Origin of the sequence: Streptomyces sp. NBC_00353 (assembly GCF_036108815.1) — a bacterium.
Lineage (GTDB): Bacteria > Actinomycetota > Actinomycetes > Streptomycetales > Streptomycetaceae > Streptomyces.
Genome location: NZ_CP107985.1, coordinates 7,182,835 through 7,201,377, shown reverse-complemented (window position 1 = coordinate 7,201,377; position 18,543 = coordinate 7,182,835). Strand labels below are relative to the sequence as shown.

Here is an 18,543-nt window from a genome sequence, read left to right as displayed (position 1 = left end):
TTCTTCCTCGAGCCGCCTACCGGGTTGTGGGGGAGCGGATCCCCGGCTCCGTGCACGTCACGGACTCGGCGGTTCCTTCGCTGCCACCCCGGATGGGTGATCAACCGTGCGAAGGTTCGAAGCCCGACCTTAGTGACCATCTTGTGATCAGTTCAAATCCTCACAAGAAAAATCTCGCCCCAGAAGTCACTTCTTTACTCACATCACACCGCGTGTAGCTGCGGCTTGACGGTCCGTTCCAAATATTCCGGCAAGTCACCACAACTCTCACTAGACGCGCGAAAGCCGCTTCAGGAGCAAGACGGACGCAACGGGCCTGGCCCCCGCCTTCGCCACGCCGTCCGCCACCTCGCGGTCGGTGGAGACCACGACGACGGGCCTGCCCGGCGGTTCGGCGCGGGCCAGTTGACGGATGAGCTCGTCGGCGGTGACACCCGGCTTGCTGAAGAGCACCCGCACCCCGCGCGGCGGTGCGAGCAGTACCGGAGCGGCCAGTTCGGCCCCGTCGAAGACACAGGTCATCTCGGCGCCGGACTGCGCCGCGAGCACCGCGAGACCGCCCAGCAGCCGCAGCCGCTGCTTCTCCAGCGGCAGTTGCGGATAGCCGGTCTTGGTGACGTTGTAGCCGTCCACGATCAGATGCGCCTGCGGCAGTGCGAGCAGCTGGTCGAGCAGGGCCGGATCGGTGTCCGAAAGCGCCCTGGCGGCAATGTCCTTGGGCGACATCGCACCGGGTTCGACCGCGTCGACGCTGTCTGCGGGACGGATCGAGGAGGGCGGCAGGGCCAGTTCGCGGCGCAGCCCGCGGGCCGCGTCGAGCACCGTGTCGAGCAGCAGCCGCAGCCTCATGTCCTCGACCGAGCGGCCCTCCCTGGCAGCCCTGCGGCTCGCCTCGACGGACGCCTCCGCCTCTCCGAGCCGGGCCCGCAGCCGCCGGGTCTCGCTCTCGGCCGCGGAGATCCGGGCGGCCGCCTCGGTCCGTACGGTCTCGGTCTCGGCCTTGCCCCGGCGGACCGCGGCCTCACCGCGCTTGACCTCGTTCAGGGCGGAGCGCAGTTTGCGCTGCAGCCCGTCGGCTTCCTTGCGGGCCGCCTCAAGCTCACCGCGGAGCCGTTCGGTCTCGCTCCTGGTCTGGGTCCGGGCCTGGGCGAGTTCCTCGCGCAGCCGTTCCAGTTCGCGCCGGCCTTCCTCGTCGGCCCGTTCCGCGTCGGCCCGCTGGACCTCCTCGCCGGCTGCGGCGACCAGCTTCACCCAGCCGACCGGGCGCAGCACATAGGCTGCGGCGGCCACATCGACGGGGTCGGCGGCGGCGGGCGGCGACCCGGCCTCCACGGCCGCGGCCAGCTCGGGCTGGGACTCCCGGAGCCGTTCACCGATGCGCTGACGGAACAGAGTGTCGCTCTCCAGGGCGGCCGCCATCGCGTTCCCGGCGAACTTGGCGCGCCGGGTCGGGGTGAAGCGGGCGTACTGCCTCAGCTGGGCCGGGAGTTCGGTGACCGTGAGGCCACCGAACGCGTCCGAGACCAGCGCGACGACCCGCCGCCGTACGCCTTCGGGCAGCGGGCGGTCGAGCGCCTCGACGGCGTCGCCGGCTCCATCGGCCGGCTCGGCGCCGCTATCGGGCTGCTCCACGATCCGTCACCCCAAATGTCTGTCCGCACGGCCCCGTCAGGAGTCGGCACCCGGCCTGTCGACTAGTTCGATCTGGTCCACCGCGTTGCACCAACGACACCGGACCGACTCGATGGTCTCACTGACCACCTCGCGCTCTTCGACGGTCGCCTCTCCTGCGAGGTCGAGATGCACGTATTCGACAACCTTGGACGAGCGCGTGACATCGAAGCGCGTGAGATTCCCGCAGAGCGTGCAGCGCCAGCGGGTCCCGTCGGTCGGCTGGGGAACCGTCGTCATCGTTGCGTCCTCTTTCGTCGAGCGTCGTGCTGCTGCCTGCCAAGGATCTCGCGGTGCGCCGTCGAACTGCGGATGTCCTGCTGTAACCCTACGGCCTTGTGCATACCCATCGGCACGGCGAGGCGGTCTGCCCCGTTCCATCACCTTGCGTCATGCTCTGTTCATGATCGAGCGGCGGGCTGTGACGGGCGGACTGACCGGCAGGCTCCTGCGCGCCGCCACCGCGGGCGGTGCCCCGGTGACGTATGCCCTCATCGGCCTGTGCTGTGCCATCTTCCTGATCAGCCCGCTCTCCGGGTTCAACCCCACGTACGGCACCGCCGACACCCTGCTCGCCGCCCAGGCCGGGTATTTCGAGCGCTGGGGGGTGATCCCCACCGAACTGTGGGGCGGCTCCGCACACGCCCTGCTCACCCCGCTGACCGCACTCTTCGTGCACGGCAGCTGGCTGCATCTGCTCGGCAACATGCTCTTCCTGTACGTCTTCGGGGCGATGGCCGAGGAACGGATGGGCCATGCCGAGTTCGCCTTCTTCTATCTCGGCTGCGGCTACCTCGCCCTGCTGGCGTACGCGGCGGCGCACGCCGACTCCGACCAGACCCTCGTCGGCGCCTCGGGGGCGATCTCCGCGGTGCTCGGGGCGTTCCTGTACCTGTTCCCCCGGGCCCGGGTCACCAGCCTCTTCCCGTTCCTGCTCTTCCTGCCACTGCGCTTTCCCGCCTGGATCGTGCTGATCTTCTGGTTCGTCCTGCAGTGGATGGCGGCGCAGGGTGCGGGCAGCGGTCCGGGGGTGGCCTATCTCGCCCATGTGGTCGGCTTCGCCACCGGCTTCCTCTACGCCTGGGGGCGTTACCGCCGTGGGGCTAGAGTGAAGACTCCAGCCACGGCCACCGAGGGAGAAAGCCAGCCGTGATCACCGCGATCGTGCTCATCAAAACCAGCGTGGACCGGATTCCCGAGATCGCCGAGTCCATCGCGGCGCTGGACAGCGTCAGCGAGGTCTTCTCGGTCACCGGTACGTACGACCTGATCGCCATGGTCCGGGTGGCCAAGCACGACGATCTGGCGGACGTCATCCCCGGTCGCATCAGCAAGATCCCGGGCGTCGAGGGCACCGACACTCATGTCGCGTTCCGTACGTACTCGCAGCACGACCTGGAAGCCGCCTTCGCCATCGGTCTCGACGCGTAGATACGCCTCATTACGGCGTAATACTTCGGCCGGGGACGGGCAGCTGCCCGTCCCCGGCCGAAGTATTACGGCCTCGGTTCCCGGCCGGTCAGACCTGCGCCGTGCCCCGGTCCGGGACGCAGCGGCCGTCCTCGGTGCGGTACTTCCACTGGGCCCCCTCGCTCACCAGCTCCTTGACCGCGCGGACGAAGCGCTCGATGTGCTCGTCCGGCGTACCGGCGCCGAAGCTGACCCGGATCGCGTTCAGCGAGCGCTCGCCCGGCTCGGCCTCCGGCGCGCCGCACTCGCCCGGGTCCTGCGGGTCGCTGCCGAGCAGGGTGCGCACCAGCGGGTGGGCGCAGAAGAGTCCGTCGCGCACCCCGATGCCGTATTCGGCGGAGAGCGCCGCGGCGAAGTGCGAGCTGTTCCAGCCCTCCACCACGAAGGAGATGACGCCGACCCGCGGGGCGTCGTCGCCGAACAGCGACAGCACCTTGACCTGGGGGACCTCGGCAAGGCCTTCGCGGACCCGGGTGACGAGCTGCTGCTCACGGGCGACGAGGCGGTCGAAGCCGGCCTCGGTGAGCGCCTTGCAGGCGGAGGCGATGGAGTAGACACCGATGACGTTGGGCGAACCGGCCTCGTGCCGGGCGGCGGTGGAATGCCACTCCACGTCCACACCGCCGTCGGTACGCCGGGCGACCTTACGGGAGGCGCCGCCGCCGGCCAGGTACGGCTCGGCGTCCTGCAGCCAGTCGGCGCGGCCCGCGAGGACACCGGAGCCGAACGGCGCGTACAGCTTGTGTCCGGAGAAGGCGACCCAGTCGACGTCGAGCTCGTCGATGTCGACCGGGTGGTGCGGCGCGAGCTGTGCGGCGTCCAGCACGATCCGGGCGCCGTGCGCGTGGGCGGCGGCGGCCAGCTCCTTCACCGGCCACAGCTCACCGGTGACGTTCGAGGCGCCGGTGACGCAGACCAGCGCGGGGCCGTAGGGGTCACGGTCGGCGAGCGCCCGCTCCAGCGTCTCGACGGCCTGCGCCGGGGTGCGGGGAGCGTTGAGGTAGGTGACACGGGCATCGCGCCACGGCAGCAGCGAGGCATGGTGCTCGGTCTCGTACACGAAGACCTGGCAGTCGGCGGGGACCACCGCGGCCAGCAGGTTCAGCGAGTCCGTCGTCGACCGGGTGAAGATCACCTGGTCGTCGGCGCGGCAGCCGAGGAACTCCGCAACTGCCTTGCGGCTGTTCTCGAAGAGGTCCGTGGAGAGCTGCGAGAGGTAGCCGGCGCCGCGGTGGACGCTGCCGTAGTACGGGGCGTACGCGGCGACGTCGTCCCACACCCGCTGCAGGGCCGGGGCACTGGCCGCGTAGTCCAGGGCGGCATAGGTGACTTCTCCGCCGGTAACGAGCGGAACGGTAACATCCTTGCCGAGAACAGGCAGCGGGGAACAAATGGACCGGTCGGCGGCAGCGGTGACAACAGACATGGCGAACTCCCGTACAAGGCAGGCGAATTCACTGCGCCGGCAGGTACGCGGCAGCGCAGGAGGAAGGAAAAGGGGGTGCGGAGAGGGGCCGGACCGGGCCCTATCGCATTCGCTTGCTCACAAGAGGCTCCTTGAGGACCAGGACCCCAGGGATGTGACATTCACAGATGTCGAGGGGTCCGCGCTTGCCGTAGACCTCGCTGCCTACGGCCTGGTCTTCACCCGGGGCACCCCGCCACGGACGGAGGGTTGCCGGACAGCGGGCCGGGGCCGTAGTCGCTGTCACTCATGACCTGCCCAGAATCTTGCCATACGTGCGTCGACGCGCAAGGCGCAGTCCAAGATCTGGACTGCGCCCCGTTCCGCGTTTCCCGTTCGGTCAGGCGTTGCTGACCGTCACCCAGCGCTCCAGCGCCGCCCGGGCCGCACCCGAGTCGACGGACTCGGCGGCCTTGGCGATCCCGGCGGCGAGCTGCTCGTTCAGCGTGCCCTCACCCGGGTCCAGCGCCACCAGCGCCGCCGCCGAGTTGAGCAGCACCGCTTCACGTACCGGGCCGGTCTCACCGGCCAGCAGCCGGCGGGCCACATCGGCGTTGTACGAGGCGTCGGCGCCGCGCAGCGCCTCGACGGGGACCAACTGGAGGCCGACGTCGCGCGGGTCGAAGGCCTCCTCGCGCACCTCGCCGTCCCTGACCACCCAGATCCGGGAGGTCGCCGTGGTCGTCAGCTCGTCCAGACCGTCGTCGCCGCGGAAGACCAGCGCCGAGTTGCCGCGCGCCGCGAGCACGCCCGCGACGATGGGGGCCATCTTCAGATCGGCGACACCGATGGCCTGGGAGCGCACCTGGGCCGGGTTGGTGAGCGGACCGAGGATGTTGAACGTGGTCTGCGCGCCGAGTTCCTTGCGGGCCCGCGCCGCGTACCGCAGGGCGGGGTGGAACTTCACCGCGAAGCAGAAGGTGATACCCGCCTCCTCGGCCACCTCGACGACGCGCTGCGGGGCCAGCTCCAGATTGACGCCGAGCTTCTCCAGGACGTCGGAGGCGCCACTGGCCGAGGAGGAGGCGCGGTTGCCGTGCTTGACGACCTTGGCTCCGGTGCCCGCGACGACGATCGCGGACATCGTGGAGATGTTGACCGTCTTGGCGAGGTCGCCGCCGGTGCCGACGATGTCGACCGTGCGACCCGGCACCTGGATCGTGGTGGCGTGCTCGTACATGGCGCGGACGAGTCCGGTGACCTCGTCGACGGTCTCGCCCTTGGCGCGCAGGGCGACGGCGAAACCGGCGATCTGCACGTCGGTCGCCTCGCCGCTCATGATGTTGTCCATCGCCCACGCGGTGTCGTCGGCGGTCAGGTCCTGGCCGCGCAGCAGAGCGTTCAGTACGCCGGGCCAGGAACGAGCCGCCACGCTGTCGCCGCCGACCGGGGTCACAACGTTCATGGTCCGCTCCTGGGGGTCCACAGCCGATAAGGGTATGGACCCCACCCTATCGAGCGCCCGGGACAGCAAAGAGCCCCGTCCATCGAATGGACGGGGCTCCCGCTGTGGCGATCAGTTAAGGCGATCAGTGGTGGCCGTGGCCGCTGGTGATCTCCTTGTACTCCTCTGCGGTGGGCTTGGCGATCTGGTTGTGCTCGCCGAAGTAGCCCTTGCTGAGCTTGGCCCGCATCCTCTGCAGCGCCGGCACCTTGCGCTCGACACCGTTCTCGTCGACCGTCGGGCCGATCTCGACCGGCTTGTACTGCTCGTGCGCGGTGAGCGTGTGCAGCTGCGCGGGGCCGAGCGGCTCGTGGACCTCGACGAACTCACCGTGCGGCAGGCGCTTGATGAGACCGGACTCGCGTCCGTGCAGCACCTTCTCCCTGTCGCGGCGCTGAAGGCCGAGGCAGATCCGCTTCGTGACGAGGAACGCCAGGACCGGTCCCACGAAGATGAAGATCCGGACGAACCACGAGATGGAGTTCAGCGAGAGATCGAAGTGCGTGGCCCAGAGGTCGTTACCACCGCCGATGAAGACGATGATGTACTCCGTGATCCAGGCGACGCCGAAGGCCGTCCGGGTCGGGGCGTTGCGCGGGCGGTCCAGGATGTGGTGCTCGCGCTTGTCCCCGATGATCCAGGACTCGATGAACGGGTAGACCGCGATCACGGCCAGCACCAGGCCGAAGGCCATCAGCGGGATGAACACACCCAGGACGAGCGTGTGACCCCAGAGGTTGATCTCCCAGCCCGGCATCACTCGGATCAGCCCCTCGGCGAAGCCCATGTACCAGTCGGGCTGGGCGCCGGTGGACACCTGGTCCGGACGGTACGGACCGATGGCCCAGATCGGGTTGATCGAGGCGATCGCCGCGATGACCGCGATGACACCGAAGACCAGGAAGAAGAAGCCTCCGGCCTTCGCCATGTAGATCGGCAGCAGCGGCATACCGACGACGTTCTTGTTGGTGCGGCCGGGACCCGCGAACTGCGTGTGCTTGTGGAAGAACACCAGGATCAGGTGGCCGACCACGAGGCCGAGCATGATGCCCGGCAGCAGCAGGATGTGGATCGAGTAGAACCGGGCGACGAAGTCGCCGCCGGGGAACTCTCCGCCGAACAGGAACATCGAGATGTACGTGCCGACGATCGGCGTGGACAGGATCGCGCCCTGGGTGAAGCGGACACCCGTACCCGAGAGCAGGTCGTCCGGGAGCGAGTAGCCCGTGAAGCCGGTGAACATACCCAGCACGAACAGCAGGAAGCCGAACAGCCAGTTGATCTCACGCGGCTTGCGGAACGCACCCGTGAAGAAGACGCGCATCATGTGCACGAACATGGCCGCGAGGAAGATCAGCGCGGCCCAGTGGTGGATCTGGCGGACCAGCAGACCACCGCGGATGTCGAAGCTGATGTCCAGCGTCGAGGCGTAGGCCTCGGACATCCGGATGCCCTGCATCGGCTCGTAGGAGCCGTGATACACGACCTCGTTCATGCTCGGGTGGAAGAACAGCGTCAGATACACACCCGTGAGGATGATGATGATGAAGCTGTAGAGGGCGACTTCACCGAGCATGAAGGACCAGTGGTCCGGGAAGATCTTGCGCATGTTGGCCTTGGCCAGGGAGTAGATCCCGAGCCGGCCGTCCGCCCAGTCGGCCACCCGCTCGCCGGCGGGCGCCTTGCGCTTCGTGTCGGTCGCAGTACTCATCCGCGCTCCCAGAATGCAGGACCGACGGGCTCTTCGAAGTCACCGAGCGCCTCGAGGTTGCCCTCGCTGTTCACACCGATCCGCAGCTGCGGAAGGGAGTGACCGGCCGGACCGAAGATGACGCGGGCGCCGTCGGAGAGGTCGAAGGTGGACTGGTGGCACGGGCAGAGCACGTGGTGCGTCTGCTGCTCGTACAGGCTGATCGGGCAGCCGACGTGGGTGCAGATCTTCGAGAAGGCCACGATGCCCTCGTGGGCCCACTCGCGCTCGCGCTTGTCCTTGATGTTCTCCGGCTGGATACGGATGATCATCAGCGCAGCCTTGGCGATCTGCGTCTGGAAGTCGTGAGCGTCCTCCGTCAGGCCCTCGGGCATGGCGAAGGTCAGCGAACCGACGGCGACGTCTTCGGGACGCAGCGGCTCCATCGTGTTCATGTTGATGAGCTGCTTGCCCTTGGACCACAGGGTCTGACGGAGCTTCTTCTCCGGCAGCGGGCCGAGGTCGCGCAGCAGCATCACGCCGGAGAGCGGCACCAGGGCCAGCGCACCGAACAGGGTGTTGCGGATCAGCTTGCGCCGGCCGAACGCGGACTCCTCGGCACCGGCCGCGAAGTCGGCGAGAACCTTCGCCTTGACCTCGGGCTCCGCCTCGATGGCGTGCCGGTCGTCGGCGACCTCTACGTCGGACATCAGGGTGCGCGCCCAGTGGACGGCGCCCGCGCCGATCGCGAAGAGAGCCACGCCCAGGGTCAGCCCGAGGGAGAAGTTGAGCGCGCTCACATGGCCGAACGGCCAGATGAACACGATCTTGTCCACCGGGAAGATGACGTACGAGGCGATGAAGCCGACGGTCGCCAGCATGGACAGCACGAACAGGAACGCGACCGTGCGCTCGGAGCGCTTCGCGGCCCGTTCGTCGATGTCCTGGATGCGCGGCCGGTGGGCCGGCAGCCCCGGGTCGGCGAACGGGTCGTCCGCGCCCTCTACCGCGCCGTGCGCGGCTTCCTGCTCAGCGGGCAGGTTCTCTTCTGGAATCTTCTCTTGGCTACTCATGACTTCTTGGCCTTAGCGGTGTGGGCCGCGACCCAAACGGCAACTGCGACGAGTGCGCCCAGACCGAAGATCCAGGCGAACAGACCCTCGCTGACCGGACCGAGCCCGCCCAGCTTGAGGCCACCAGGGGTCTCGGACTCGGCGCTGTTCACGGTCTTGACGTACGCGATGATGTCCCGCTTCTGCTGCTCGGGCATCGTCGAGTCGGGGAAGGACGGCATGCTCTGCGGGCCGGTCTGCATGGCCTCGTAGATGTGCTTCGGGTCCACGCCCTCAAGGCTGGGCGCGTACTTGCCCTTCGTCAGGGCACCGCCCTCGCCGGTGAAGTTGTGGCACTGCGCGCAGTTGGTACGGAACAGGTCGCCACCCTTGGCGATGTCCGCACCCTCAGGGCTGACCTGGTCCTCGGTCGGCACGATCGGGCCGGCGCCGAGCGACGCGACGTACGCCGCGAGCTGGTCGATCTCGGCCTGGGTGTAGATGACCTTCTTCTTCGGTACCTGGGCACCCGGCTGCTGGGCCGGCATACGGCCCGTGCCGACCTGGAAGTCGACGGCGGCGGAGCCCACGCCGACCAGGCTCGGCCCGTCGGACGAGCCCTGACCGCCGGCTCCGTGGCAGCTGGCGCAACCGACGGAGTACAGCTTCTTGCCCTCATCGATGGCGAGGGACTGGGCGGTGTCGTCGGCCTGCGCCTTACTCGCGGGCGCAAACGCGGCGTACAGCCCCCCAGTAGCCGCCAGCGCGAGGAGTAGTACGACGACCGCCGCCAACGGATGGCGTCGTCGTGCGGAGAGCTTTTTCACGGATTACCCCGGTGTCAGGATCTTCTGCGTCGATGCTGGATGTGGTTCGGGTTCGAGCCCGATTACTTGATCATGTAGATCGTGGCGAAGAGGCCGATCCACACGACATCGACGAAGTGCCAGTAATAGGACACGACGATGGCAGCGGTCGCCTGTTCATGGGTGAACCTCTTGGCCGCGTATGTCCTGCCCAGTACGAGCAGGAAGGCGATGAGACCGCCTGTCACATGCAGACCGTGGAAGCCGGTGGTCAGGTAGAACACCGAGCCGTACGGGTCGGAGGACAGCGAGAGGCCGTCCTTCTTCACCAGCTCGGTGTACTCGAAGACCTGGCCTCCGATGAAGATCGCACCCATCACGAACGTGATCACGAACCACGCACGGAGCTTCTTCACATCGCCCCGCTCCGCGGCGAAGACGCCGAGCTGGCAGGTGAGGGAGGAGAGCACCAGGATCGTGGTGTTCGTCGCCGAGAACGGGAAGTTCAGGGCCGAAGCCATTTCCTTCCAGTGGTCGGGTCCCATCACCGATCGGAGGGTGAAGTACATCGCGAAGAGGGCCGCGAAGAACATCAGCTCGGAACTCAACCAGATGATGGTTCCGACGCTGGTGAGGTTCGGTCGATTGACCGACGGGTGCGCGTGCCCGGTTTCTACTGTCGTTGCTGTCGCCACGACCGACATTATGTCGGTCGCTTATCCCGCCCTCACTCCGGGGGGTGCCGTTCGGTGTGTCAGCAGGGTGTGTCCTGCCCGAACGGCCCATCGAATCGGTGTCATTACCGGTGCTGACAGGCTGTCGATCGGAGTACGATCCGCGCATCGGTTCATGCCCCGAGAGCCCCGAAGACACAGATGTCACGGAGGAACAATGCAGCCGACCGCCACGGTCCTGGTCTACAGCGACGACGCCAACACCCGTGAGCAGGTGAGGCTGGCCGCCGGTCGCAGGCCTGCGGCGGACGTGCCACCGGTGGAGTTCGTGGAGTGCGCCACGCTGCCCGCCGTCCTGACCGCGCTGGAGAACGGCGGCATCGACGTGTGCGTGCTGGACGGCGAGACGGCCCCGGCGGGCGGCATGGGCGTCTGCCGGCAGATCAAGGACGAGATCTTCCACTGCCCGCCGGTGCTGCTGCTGATGGGGCGCCCGCAGGACGCCTGGCTGGCCACGTGGAGCCGTGCGGACGCCGCGGTGACCCTTCCGGTCGAGCCGGTCGAGTTCGCGGACGCCCTGGCCGCCCTGCTGCGCAGCAGGCTCTGCGTACAGTCCTGAGTCCTGCTGCGGCCCGGCCCGCGGTTCCGCCGCGGACCGGGCCGCTTCATGTCCCTTCGAAAGGCGGCGCACTCCCCTGGCCGGTCAGACCTCGGGGCGCAGGCGCGCCGCCTGCACCGTCGACCCGTCCGGGGCGGCTTTGTTCTGCAGGGCGCTGCCCTGCTGCCATTTCGCCCAGGACAGGTTCCAGTCGCCGTAGCCGTTGTCGAACGGCGTCATCGTGGGGCCCAGGCTGCCGACGACCGAGACGAGGTCGCCCTCGCGCACGGTGTTGAAGAACCACTGGGCCTGGGCGTTGCTCATGCCCGTACAGCCGTGGCTGACGTTCGCGTACCCCTGTGAGCCGGTGGACCAGGGGGCGGCGTGCACGTACTCACCGCTCCAGGTGACGCGGGTCGCGTAGTAGACCATCAGGTCGTACCCGTCGCTGGAATTCTCCGAGATGCCGATGGTCTCCCCGCGCATGCGTACGGAGTACTCCTTGCTCAGCACGACCTTGACGCCGTTGCGGGTGTCGAAGCCGGGCCGTCCGGTGGTCACCGGAATGGTGTTGATCACTTCTCCGTTGCGCTTGACCGTCATGGAATGCGCGGCAGCGTCGGTGATGGCCTCGATACGGTCGCCGGTAGTGATCTTCAATGGCTTCGTGGGGGCTCCGTACAGCCCCTTGGTGACCCTGATGCCGGCCATGTTGCTGCTGGCCTCGATCGTGGCCCGGGCCGGCCAGTACGTCTGCGGGCGGTAATGCAGGATCTTGTCGTCGACCCAGTACCAGGAGCCCGTCACGGAGGGCGTGGAGCGGACCTTCAGCGCGCGCTCCACTGCGGCCCTGGCGGCCTTGCCCTTGACCGGAGCGCTGAGTTCCGCCGTAATGGGCTGTCCGACGCCGTAGGTGCCCGCGTGCGGGCCGAAAGTGACGTTCAGGAGCTTCTTCGCCGGGGCCGTCTCGAAGGAGAGCGTACGGCTGCCCGGGGCGCCGTCGTCGTCCTCGACGCTGACCCTGACGGTGTAGCGGGTGCCGGCCGCGAGCGGGACGGTGGAGTGCCAGCGCAGCCCGTCGGCCGAGAGTTCGCCCGCGAGATGGCGCCCGGCGGCGTCCACCGCGGCGACGTCCGTGATCCGGCCGTCGTCACCCGTGGCGGTGACTTCGAGGGGCTTGTCGGGATCGGCCTTCTGGTTGCCCTCCGGGGCGTTGGAGGTGATCTCGTCCGCCGCGTCATACGGCTGTTCGGCGAGCGGATGACCATCTGGCCCACCACAGGCGGTCGCCCCTGCAACCAGGGTCATGACCAGCAGCGTGCAGCTCACTACGGGGCGAATGCGCGGCGTGTTCATGGTCACCACGCTAAGAAGATTCATCAGTTTCAGCGCGCCGGGTGACTGCAAACGGGGGACCCGCACCTCTCACATGAGAAAGTGCGGGCCCCCCGTCAGGTGGAGCGGTGTCACTGGGTGCGGTTCTCACCGCGGTAGTACTCGAAGACCCAGCCGAACAGGCCGATCAGGATGACCGGGGCCGAGAAGTAGAGCAGCCACCATCCGAAGATGACCCCCATGAAGGCGAGGGCGCCACCGACGGCCAGCGAGAGCGGCTGCCAGCTGTGCGGGGAGAAGAACCCCACCTCGCCGGCCTCGTCCGCGACATCGGCTTCCTTGTTGTCCTGAGCCATCGCGTCGACCCGCTGCGCCGTGAAGGCCAGGTAGAAGCCGATCATGACGCTCAGGCCGAAGGCCAGGACGAGCGCGGTGGTACCGGCCGGCTCCTTCGACCACACGCCATAGGTCACTGCCATGGCGAGGATGAAGACGCTCAGCCAGAGGAACATCTTGCCCTGGATCTTCACTTGCCGGCCTCCTTGCCACCCGCGAGGGCCTTGTCAGCCTCGGAGTGATGCTCCAGCTGCTCGAGCGCCGAGATCTCCGGGTGGTGCAGGTCGAACGCCGGGGATTCGGAACGGATCCGCGGCAGGGTGAGGAAGTTGTGCCGCGGCGGCGGGCAGGAGGTCGCCCACTCCAGCGAACGGCCGTACCCCCACGGGTCGTCGACCTCGACCTTCTTGCCGTACTTGGCGGTCTTCCACACGTTGTAGAAGAACGGCAGCATCGACAGGCCGAGCAGGAACGAGGAGATCGTCGAGATCGTGTTCAGCGCGGTGAAACCGTCGGCGGCGAGGTAGTCCGCGTAACGACGCGGCATGCCTTCGGCACCGAGCCAGTGCTGCACCAGGAACGTGCCGTGGAAGCCCACGAACAGCGTCCAGAACGTCATCTTGCCGAGCCGCTCGTCCAGCATCTTGCCGGTGAACTTCGGCCACCAGAAGTGGAATCCGGAGAACATCGCGAAGACCACGGTGCCGAAGATGACGTAGTGGAAGTGCGCGACGACGAAGTACGAGTCCGAGACGTGGAAGTCCAGTGGGGGCGAGGCCAGGATGACGCCGGTCAGACCACCGAAGGTGAAGGTGATCAGGAAGCCGACGGCCCACAGCATCGGTGTCTCGAAGGACAGCGATCCCTTCCACATCGTGCCGATCCAGTTGAAGAACTTCACACCGGTCGGTACCGCGATGAGGAACGTCATGAACGAGAAGAACGGCAGCAGCACACCACCGGTGACGTACATGTGGTGCGCCCACACGGTCACGGAGAGGCCCGCGATGGCGATCGTCGCGCTGATCAGGCCGATGTAGCCGAACATCGGCTTCCGGCTGAACACCGGAATCACTTCGGAAATGATTCCGAAGAACGGCAACGCGATGATGTACACCTCTGGATGGCCGAAGAACCAGAAGAGGTGTTGCCAGAGCAGTGCGCCGCCGTTGGCCGCGTCGAATACATGCGCCCCGAACTTGCGGTCCGCCTCCAGCGCGAAGAGCGCGGCGGCGAGCACCGGGAAGGCCAGCAGGACCAGCACACCGGTCAGCAGGACGTTCCACACGAAGATCGGCATGCGGAACATCGTCATACCGGGTGCGCGCATGCAGATGATCGTGGTGATGAAGTTGACCGAACCGAGGATCGTGCCGAAGCCGGAGAAGGCCAGACCCATGATCCACATGTCGGCGCCGATACCCGGCGAACGGACCGCGTCCGAGAGCGGGGAGTAGGCGAACCAGCCGAAGTCGGCCGCACCCTGCGGGGTGAGGAAGCCGGCCACCGCGATGATCGAGCCGAAGAGGTACAGCCAGTACGCGAACATGTTCAGCCGCGGGAACGCCACGTCGGGCGCACCGATCTGCAACGGCATGATCCAGTTCGCGAACCCGGCGAACAGCGGCGTCGCGAACATCAGCAGCATGATCGTGCCGTGCATCGTGAACGCCTGGTTGAACTGCTCGTTCGACATGATCTGCGTGCCGGGACGGGCCAGCTCGGCGCGCATGAAGAGCGCCAGCAGGCCGCCGATGCAGAAGAACGCGAACGACGTGACCAGGTACATCGTGCCGATCGTCTTGTGGTCAGTGGTGGTCAGCCACTTGACGACGACGTTTCCCGGCTGCTTGCGCCGGACCGGCAGCTCGTCCTCGTACGAGTCGTCTGCTGCCGCGGCACCCTGAGATTCGTTGAGGATGCTCACAGTTTGTTCGTCTCCGCATTCCTGGCCGGGTTCGTCTGCTCGATACCGGCCGGCACGTAGCCCGTCTGGCCCTTCTTGGCCAGCTCCTTGAGGTGCGCCTGGTAGCGCTCCGGGGAGACGACCTTGACGTTGAAGAGCATCCGGGAGTGGTCGACGCCGCAGAGCTCGGCGCACTTGCCCATGAAGGTGCCCTCCTGGTTGGGAGTCACCTCGAATGAGTTGGTGTGGCCCGGAATGACGTCCTGCTTCATGAGGAACGGCACCACCCAGAAGGAGTGGATGACGTCACGCGAAGTCAGAATGAAGCGGACCTTCTCGCCCTTCGGCAGCCACAGGGTCGGACCCGGGTTGCCGTTCTGCGGGTTCCGGGTGCCCGGGACGCCGACGTCGTAGACGCCGTCCGCACCCGGGGGGAACTGCTTACGGAACCGGTCGGGGATGGCGTCGAGTTCCTTGGGGATCTCGTTGCCCGTGGCGGTCGAGCCGTCCACGTTCTCGATGTAGTTGAAGCCCCAGCTCCACTGGTAGCCGACCACGTTGATGGTGTGGGCAGGCTTCGCCGAGAGCGAGAGAAGCTTCGTTTCATCGCGCGCGGTGAAGTAGAACAGCACCGAGACGATGATGAGAGGGACCACGGTGTACAGCGCCTCGATGGGCATGTTGTACCGGGTCTGCGGAGGAACCTCCACCTTGGTGCGGCTGCGCCGGTGGAAGATGACGCTCCACAGGATCAGGCCCCAGACCAGCACGCCCGTGGCGAGCGCTGCCGCCCACGAGCCCTGCCAGAGGGAAAGGATCCGTGGTGCCTCTTCCGTTACCGGCGTGGGCATACCAAGGCGGGGAAAGTCCTTGTATGTGCAACCGGTGGCGGTCGCCAGGATCAGGCCCGCAGTCAGCACCTGCGGCAGCTTCCGCCGCATCGGGCGCCGCGACGAGCGGTCGGAGCCGTTGGGACTCACGTAGCGCCTTCCCGAGAGTCTCGCCCGCGCGTTCGGCGCGGCCGTCTCGCTGGTCGGTCGCCGCCCTGACGCGGGCAGGGGTTTGGATGTTTATGCGGACCAAACCCTACTGGACGCTATTTGGGGTCGCGCGGGGAGGGTGCCCAACGCGCCGCCCGACTCCCCGAAGGGGTGGAATCCGGGCCTCCGGCTGCCATCTGACGGGCCCTCTCCTGGCTGCGCGACCGGCCCGTCCCGACAGGGTGGCGGGCGCGAGCTAGCGTGGACGTGTGCCCTACTTCGACGCCGCATCCTCCGCCCCCCTGCACCCGGTCGCCCACCAGGCGCTGCTTGCCGCCCTGGACGAGGGCTGGGCCGACCCTGCCCGGCTGTACCGGGAGGGGCGACGGGCGCGGCTGCTGCTGGACGCGGCCCGGGAGGCCGCCGCGGAGGCCGTGGGGTGCCGCCCCGACGAGCTCACCTTCACCTCCTCGGGGACCCGGGCGGTGCACTCCGCGATCTCCGGAGCGCTCGCCGGGCGTCGGCGTGTCGGCCGTCATCTGGTGGTCTCGGCGGTCGAGCACTCGTCGGTGCTCCATGCGGCTGCCACCCATGAGGCGCAGGGCGGGACGTTCGCCGAGGTGCCGGTGGACCGGGCGGGGGCGGTGAGTGCGGCGGCGTACGGGGAGGCCCTGCGCGAGGACACCGCACTGGCCTGCCTGCAGTCCGCCAACCACGAGGTCGGTACGGAGCAGCCGGTGGCCGAGGTCGCGGAGCTCTGCCGGGCGTCGGGCGTACCCCTGCTGGTGGACGCCGCGCAGTCGCTGGGCTGGGGTCCGGTGCCGGCGGGCTGGTCGCTGCTGGCGGCGAGCGCCCACAAGTGGGGAGGGCCTTCGGGGGTGGGGCTGCTCGCCGTGCGCAAGGGGGTCCGGTTCGCCCCTCAAGGACCGTCGGACGAGCGGGAGTCGGGGCGGGCCGCCGGATTCGAGAACATTCCTGCGATCGTGGCGGCGGCGGCGTCACTGCGCGCGGTCCGCGCGGAGGCGGCGGCGGAGTCCGTACGGCTGCGGGCGCTGGTGGACCTGATCCGGGCGCGGGTGCCGGAGCTGGTGCCCGACGTGGAGGTGGTCGGTGATCCGGTGCGGCGGCTGCCGCACCTGGTGACCTTCTCCTGTCTCTATGTCGACGGGGAGACCCTGCTCCATGAACTGGACCGGGCGGAGTTCTCCGTATCGTCCGGTTCGTCCTGCACCAGCAGCACGCTGACGCCGAGCCATGTGCTGAGGGCGATGGGGGTGCTGTCGGAGGGGAACGTCCGGGTGTCCCTGCCGGCCGGCACCACGGCGGAGGACGTCGACCGCTTCCTCCGGGTGCTGCCGGGAGCGGTGTCAGAGGTGAGGGAGAGGCTCGGGGCGCCCGTTTCGGTGGCCCCCTCCCCCGCCGCCACGTCCCTGGTCGTCGACTCCCTGGGCAAGAGGTGCCCGATCCCGGTGATCGAACTCGCAAAGGTGATCGGAGAGGTACCGGTGGGCGGGACGGTGACCGTGCTCTCCGACGACGAGGCGGCGCGGCTGGACATCCCGGCGTGGTGCGTGATGCGTGAGCAGGAGTACGTGGGTGAGGAGCCGGCGGACCGCGGCTCGGCCTATGTGGTCCGCCGGCTGTCCTGACTACGCGAGGTGGGCGCGGACCTCGGCGGCGGCGTCGTGGCCGTACGCCTTGGTGAAGCGGTCCATGAAGTGGGTGCGGCGCAGGGTGTACTCCTGCGTGCCGACCGTCTCGATGACCAGCGTGGCGAGCATGCAGCCGACCTGGGCGGCCCGCTCCAGGCCGACGCCCCAGGCAAGGCCCGAGAGGAACCCGGCACGGAACGCGTCACCGACACCGGTCGGGTCGGCCTTCGTCTCCTCCTCCGGGCAGCCGACCTCGATGGTCTCCTGACCGGCCCGCTCGATCCGGACGCCGCGGGCGCCGAGCGTGGTGACGCGGTGGCCGACCTTGGCGAGGATCTCCTCGTCGGTCCAGCCGGTCTTGGACTCGATGAGCCCCTTCTCGTACTCGTTGGAGAAGAGGTATGTGGCGCCGTCGAGGAGGATCCGGATCTCTTCGCCGTCCATCCGGGCGATCTGCTGCGAGAAGTCGGCGGCGAACGCGATGCCTCGCGAGCGGCACTCCTCGGTGTGGCGGAGCATCGCCTCGGGGTCGTCGGCGCCGATCGAGACGAGGTCGAGACCGCCCACCCGGTCGGCGACGGCCTTCAGCTCGATCAGCCGGGCCTCGCTCATCGCGCCCGTGTAGAAGGAGCCGATCTGGTTGTGGTCGGCGTCCGTCGTACAGACGAAACGGGCGGTGTGCAGGACTTCGGAGATCCGGACCGATCCGGTGTCGACACCGTGCCGGTCGAGCCAGGCGCGGTACTCGTCGAAGTCGGAGCCCGCGGCACCGACCAGGATCGGGCCGGTGCCGAGGAGGCCCATGCCGAAGCAGATGTTGGCGGCCACACCGCCCCGGCGTACATCGAGGTTGTCGACCAGGAAGGAGAGCGAGACCGTGTGCAGCTGGTCGGCGACCAGTTGGTCGGCGAAGCGGCCCGGGAAGGTCATGAGGTGATCGGTGGCGATGGAGCCGGTGACTGCGATGCGCACGGGGAGACTGCTCCTGCGGAGGTCGAGGGGAACGGGTGACTGCGCTCCCGGAACGGCGTGACAGTCCACGCTACCCGTTCGTCGCACTCGCCTTGAAGGGGGAAAAACTACCCGATAGTAGGGCTTTTATCCTGAGGCGCGCGGTGCCTACGGTGCGGACATGTCGAAGAACATCGCCCCCCGCGAGTCCGAGATCAGCCTGGCCGAGCTGCGCGGTGACTGCGCACGGATGGCTCCGCACTGGGTGGTACCCGCCACGGCCGCTCCCACCCCTGTGACGCCGTCCCTGATTCACGGCGTGACCGTGCCGGCCGCGTCCGCACGGCTGATCGACTCGATGGCCGAGTACGGCGACTGAGAGCGGCGGCCGCTCGCACCGGGCATCCCCCGAATGCCCCATGGGGGAACCGGGTGCTGCTGCGCTCCGTCCCACCGTTGTCCCCGACTCGTGGGACAGGCGATGACCGTGCGACGGTCACGGCGACGGCAACG

18 protein-coding genes and 1 riboswitch are annotated in these 18,543 nt (G+C 68.0%); of the genes, 5 read left to right on the top strand and 13 right to left on the bottom strand.

What is annotated here, in order from left to right:
• Window positions 1-270: 270 nt before the first annotated feature.
• A complete protein-coding gene (locus OHA88_RS32430) occupies window positions 271-1,632 on the bottom strand; it encodes an NYN domain-containing protein (RefSeq protein WP_328628110.1) in 1,362 nt (453 codons plus the stop codon).
• Between the two features lie 36 nt (window positions 1,633-1,668).
• Window positions 1,669-1,911 carry a hypothetical protein gene (locus OHA88_RS32425; protein ID WP_030933560.1) on the bottom strand — a complete coding sequence of 81 codons (243 nt, stop codon included), beginning with the start codon at window positions 1,909-1,911 and terminating at the stop codon, window positions 1,669-1,671.
• A 163-nt stretch (window positions 1,912-2,074) separates the two neighbouring features.
• Between OHA88_RS32425 and OHA88_RS32420 the strand changes: the two genes are divergently transcribed.
• Both OHA88_RS32420 and OHA88_RS32415 read left to right on the top strand, forming a co-directional pair.
• Window positions 2,075-2,824, top strand: a complete 750-nt coding sequence (locus OHA88_RS32420) for a rhomboid family intramembrane serine protease (RefSeq protein WP_328628109.1) — start codon at window positions 2,075-2,077, stop codon at window positions 2,822-2,824.
• Complete coding sequence (locus OHA88_RS32415) at window positions 2,821-3,102, top strand: Lrp/AsnC family transcriptional regulator (protein WP_005318592.1); 282 nt, start codon at window positions 2,821-2,823, stop codon at window positions 3,100-3,102. Before OHA88_RS32420 ends, OHA88_RS32415 begins: the two co-directional genes overlap by 4 nt.
• Window positions 3,103-3,190: 88 nt before the next feature.
• Here the strand turns inward: OHA88_RS32415 and OHA88_RS32410 are convergent, their stop codons facing one another.
• The 6 genes from OHA88_RS32410 to ctaE all read right to left on the bottom strand — a co-directional run bounded on the left by OHA88_RS32410 (window position 3,191) and on the right by ctaE (window position 10,302).
• A complete protein-coding gene (locus OHA88_RS32410) occupies window positions 3,191-4,567 on the bottom strand; it encodes an aminotransferase class V-fold PLP-dependent enzyme (RefSeq protein WP_328628108.1) in 1,377 nt (458 codons plus the stop codon).
• Between the two features lie 176 nt (window positions 4,568-4,743).
• Window positions 4,744-4,861: riboswitch (SAM riboswitch) on the bottom strand.
• Window positions 4,862-4,946: 85 nt separating this feature from the next.
• A complete protein-coding gene (gene trpD / locus OHA88_RS32405; RefSeq protein ID WP_267005566.1) occupies window positions 4,947-6,011 on the bottom strand; it encodes an anthranilate phosphoribosyltransferase in 1,065 nt (354 codons plus the stop codon).
• A gap of 124 nt (window positions 6,012-6,135) precedes the next feature.
• Window positions 6,136-7,761: a cytochrome bc1 complex cytochrome b subunit gene (gene qcrB / locus OHA88_RS32400; RefSeq protein ID WP_267005565.1), complete on the bottom strand. Its 1,626-nt coding sequence runs from the start codon at window positions 7,759-7,761 to the stop codon at window positions 6,136-6,138.
• Complete coding sequence (gene qcrA, locus OHA88_RS32395) at window positions 7,758-8,813, bottom strand: cytochrome bc1 complex Rieske iron-sulfur subunit (RefSeq protein WP_326603229.1); 1,056 nt, start codon at window positions 8,811-8,813, stop codon at window positions 7,758-7,760. The genes qcrB and qcrA overlap by 4 nt, the downstream gene beginning before the upstream one ends.
• Complete coding sequence (qcrC, locus tag OHA88_RS32390; RefSeq protein ID WP_267005563.1) at window positions 8,810-9,619, bottom strand: cytochrome bc1 complex diheme cytochrome c subunit; 810 nt, start codon at window positions 9,617-9,619, stop codon at window positions 8,810-8,812. Before qcrC ends, qcrA begins: the two co-directional genes overlap by 4 nt.
• Before the next feature lie 62 nt (window positions 9,620-9,681).
• Window positions 9,682-10,302 (bottom strand): aa3-type cytochrome oxidase subunit III, encoded by a 621-nt coding sequence (gene ctaE / locus OHA88_RS32385; protein WP_030933584.1) that lies wholly within the window; start codon window positions 10,300-10,302, stop codon window positions 9,682-9,684.
• A gap of 187 nt (window positions 10,303-10,489) precedes the next feature.
• Between ctaE and OHA88_RS32380 the strand changes: the two genes are divergently transcribed.
• Window positions 10,490-10,891: a hypothetical protein gene (locus OHA88_RS32380; RefSeq protein WP_328628107.1), complete on the top strand. Its 402-nt coding sequence runs from the start codon at window positions 10,490-10,492 to the stop codon at window positions 10,889-10,891.
• 84 nt (window positions 10,892-10,975) lie between these two features.
• On the opposite strand, the gene OHA88_RS32375 is transcribed toward OHA88_RS32380, so the two are convergent.
• The 4 genes from OHA88_RS32375 to ctaC form a co-directional block, all read right to left on the bottom strand.
• Window positions 10,976-12,226: a L,D-transpeptidase gene (locus tag OHA88_RS32375; RefSeq protein WP_328628106.1), complete on the bottom strand. Its 1,251-nt coding sequence runs from the start codon at window positions 12,224-12,226 to the stop codon at window positions 10,976-10,978.
• Between the two features lie 110 nt (window positions 12,227-12,336).
• Window positions 12,337-12,735: a cytochrome c oxidase subunit 4 gene (locus tag OHA88_RS32370; protein ID WP_030973012.1), complete on the bottom strand. Its 399-nt coding sequence runs from the start codon at window positions 12,733-12,735 to the stop codon at window positions 12,337-12,339.
• Window positions 12,732-14,468 carry an aa3-type cytochrome oxidase subunit I gene (gene ctaD / locus OHA88_RS32365; RefSeq protein ID WP_328628105.1) on the bottom strand — a complete coding sequence of 579 codons (1,737 nt, stop codon included), beginning with the start codon at window positions 14,466-14,468 and terminating at the stop codon, window positions 12,732-12,734. The genes OHA88_RS32370 and ctaD overlap by 4 nt, the downstream gene beginning before the upstream one ends.
• The gene (gene ctaC / locus OHA88_RS32360) at window positions 14,465-15,427 is read right to left on the bottom strand and encodes an aa3-type cytochrome oxidase subunit II (protein WP_328628104.1); all 963 of its coding nucleotides are present in this window, start codon (window positions 15,425-15,427) and stop codon (window positions 14,465-14,467) included. Before ctaC ends, ctaD begins: the two co-directional genes overlap by 4 nt.
• 269 nt (window positions 15,428-15,696) lie before the next feature.
• On the opposite strand from ctaC, the gene OHA88_RS32355 reads away from it, so the two are divergent.
• The gene (locus OHA88_RS32355; protein WP_328628103.1) at window positions 15,697-17,076 is read left to right on the top strand and encodes a cysteine desulfurase/sulfurtransferase TusA family protein; all 1,380 of its coding nucleotides are present in this window, start codon (window positions 15,697-15,699) and stop codon (window positions 17,074-17,076) included.
• On the opposite strand, the gene OHA88_RS32350 is transcribed toward OHA88_RS32355, so the two are convergent.
• Window positions 17,077-18,051 (bottom strand): carbohydrate kinase family protein, encoded by a 975-nt coding sequence (locus OHA88_RS32350; RefSeq protein ID WP_030933597.1) that lies wholly within the window; start codon window positions 18,049-18,051, stop codon window positions 17,077-17,079.
• Between the two features lie 160 nt (window positions 18,052-18,211).
• Here OHA88_RS32350 and OHA88_RS32345 point away from each other — a divergent pair, with 160 nt between their 5' ends.
• Complete coding sequence (locus OHA88_RS32345; RefSeq protein ID WP_326630957.1) at window positions 18,212-18,409, top strand: hypothetical protein; 198 nt, start codon at window positions 18,212-18,214, stop codon at window positions 18,407-18,409.
• Window positions 18,410-18,543: the final 134 nt, after the last annotated feature.

What these genes read in the sequence shown, in the direction of transcription:
- OHA88_RS32425 (WP_030933560.1), bottom strand. Translation starts at nt 1,911, where the DNA reads ATGACGACGGTTCCCCAGCCGACCGACGGGACCCGCTGGCGCTGCACG.
- OHA88_RS32420 (WP_328628109.1), top strand. Translation starts at nt 2,075, where the DNA reads ATGATCGAGCGGCGGGCTGTGACGGGCGGACTGACCGGCAGGCTCCTG.
- OHA88_RS32410 (WP_328628108.1), bottom strand. Translation starts at nt 4,567, where the DNA reads ATGTCTGTTGTCACCGCTGCCGCCGACCGGTCCATTTGTTCCCCGCTG.
- trpD (WP_267005566.1), bottom strand. Translation starts at nt 6,011, where the DNA reads ATGAACGTTGTGACCCCGGTCGGCGGCGACAGCGTGGCGGCTCGTTCC.
- qcrB (WP_267005565.1), bottom strand. Translation starts at nt 7,761, where the DNA reads ATGAGTACTGCGACCGACACGAAGCGCAAGGCGCCCGCCGGCGAGCGG.
- qcrA (WP_326603229.1), bottom strand. Translation starts at nt 8,813, where the DNA reads ATGAGTAGCCAAGAGAAGATTCCAGAAGAGAACCTGCCCGCTGAGCAG.
- ctaE (WP_030933584.1), bottom strand. Translation starts at nt 10,302, where the DNA reads ATGTCGGTCGTGGCGACAGCAACGACAGTAGAAACCGGGCACGCGCAC.
- OHA88_RS32380 (WP_328628107.1), top strand. Translation starts at nt 10,490, where the DNA reads ATGCAGCCGACCGCCACGGTCCTGGTCTACAGCGACGACGCCAACACC.
- OHA88_RS32375 (WP_328628106.1), bottom strand. Translation starts at nt 12,226, where the DNA reads ATGAACACGCCGCGCATTCGCCCCGTAGTGAGCTGCACGCTGCTGGTC.
- OHA88_RS32345 (WP_326630957.1), top strand. Translation starts at nt 18,212, where the DNA reads ATGTCGAAGAACATCGCCCCCCGCGAGTCCGAGATCAGCCTGGCCGAG.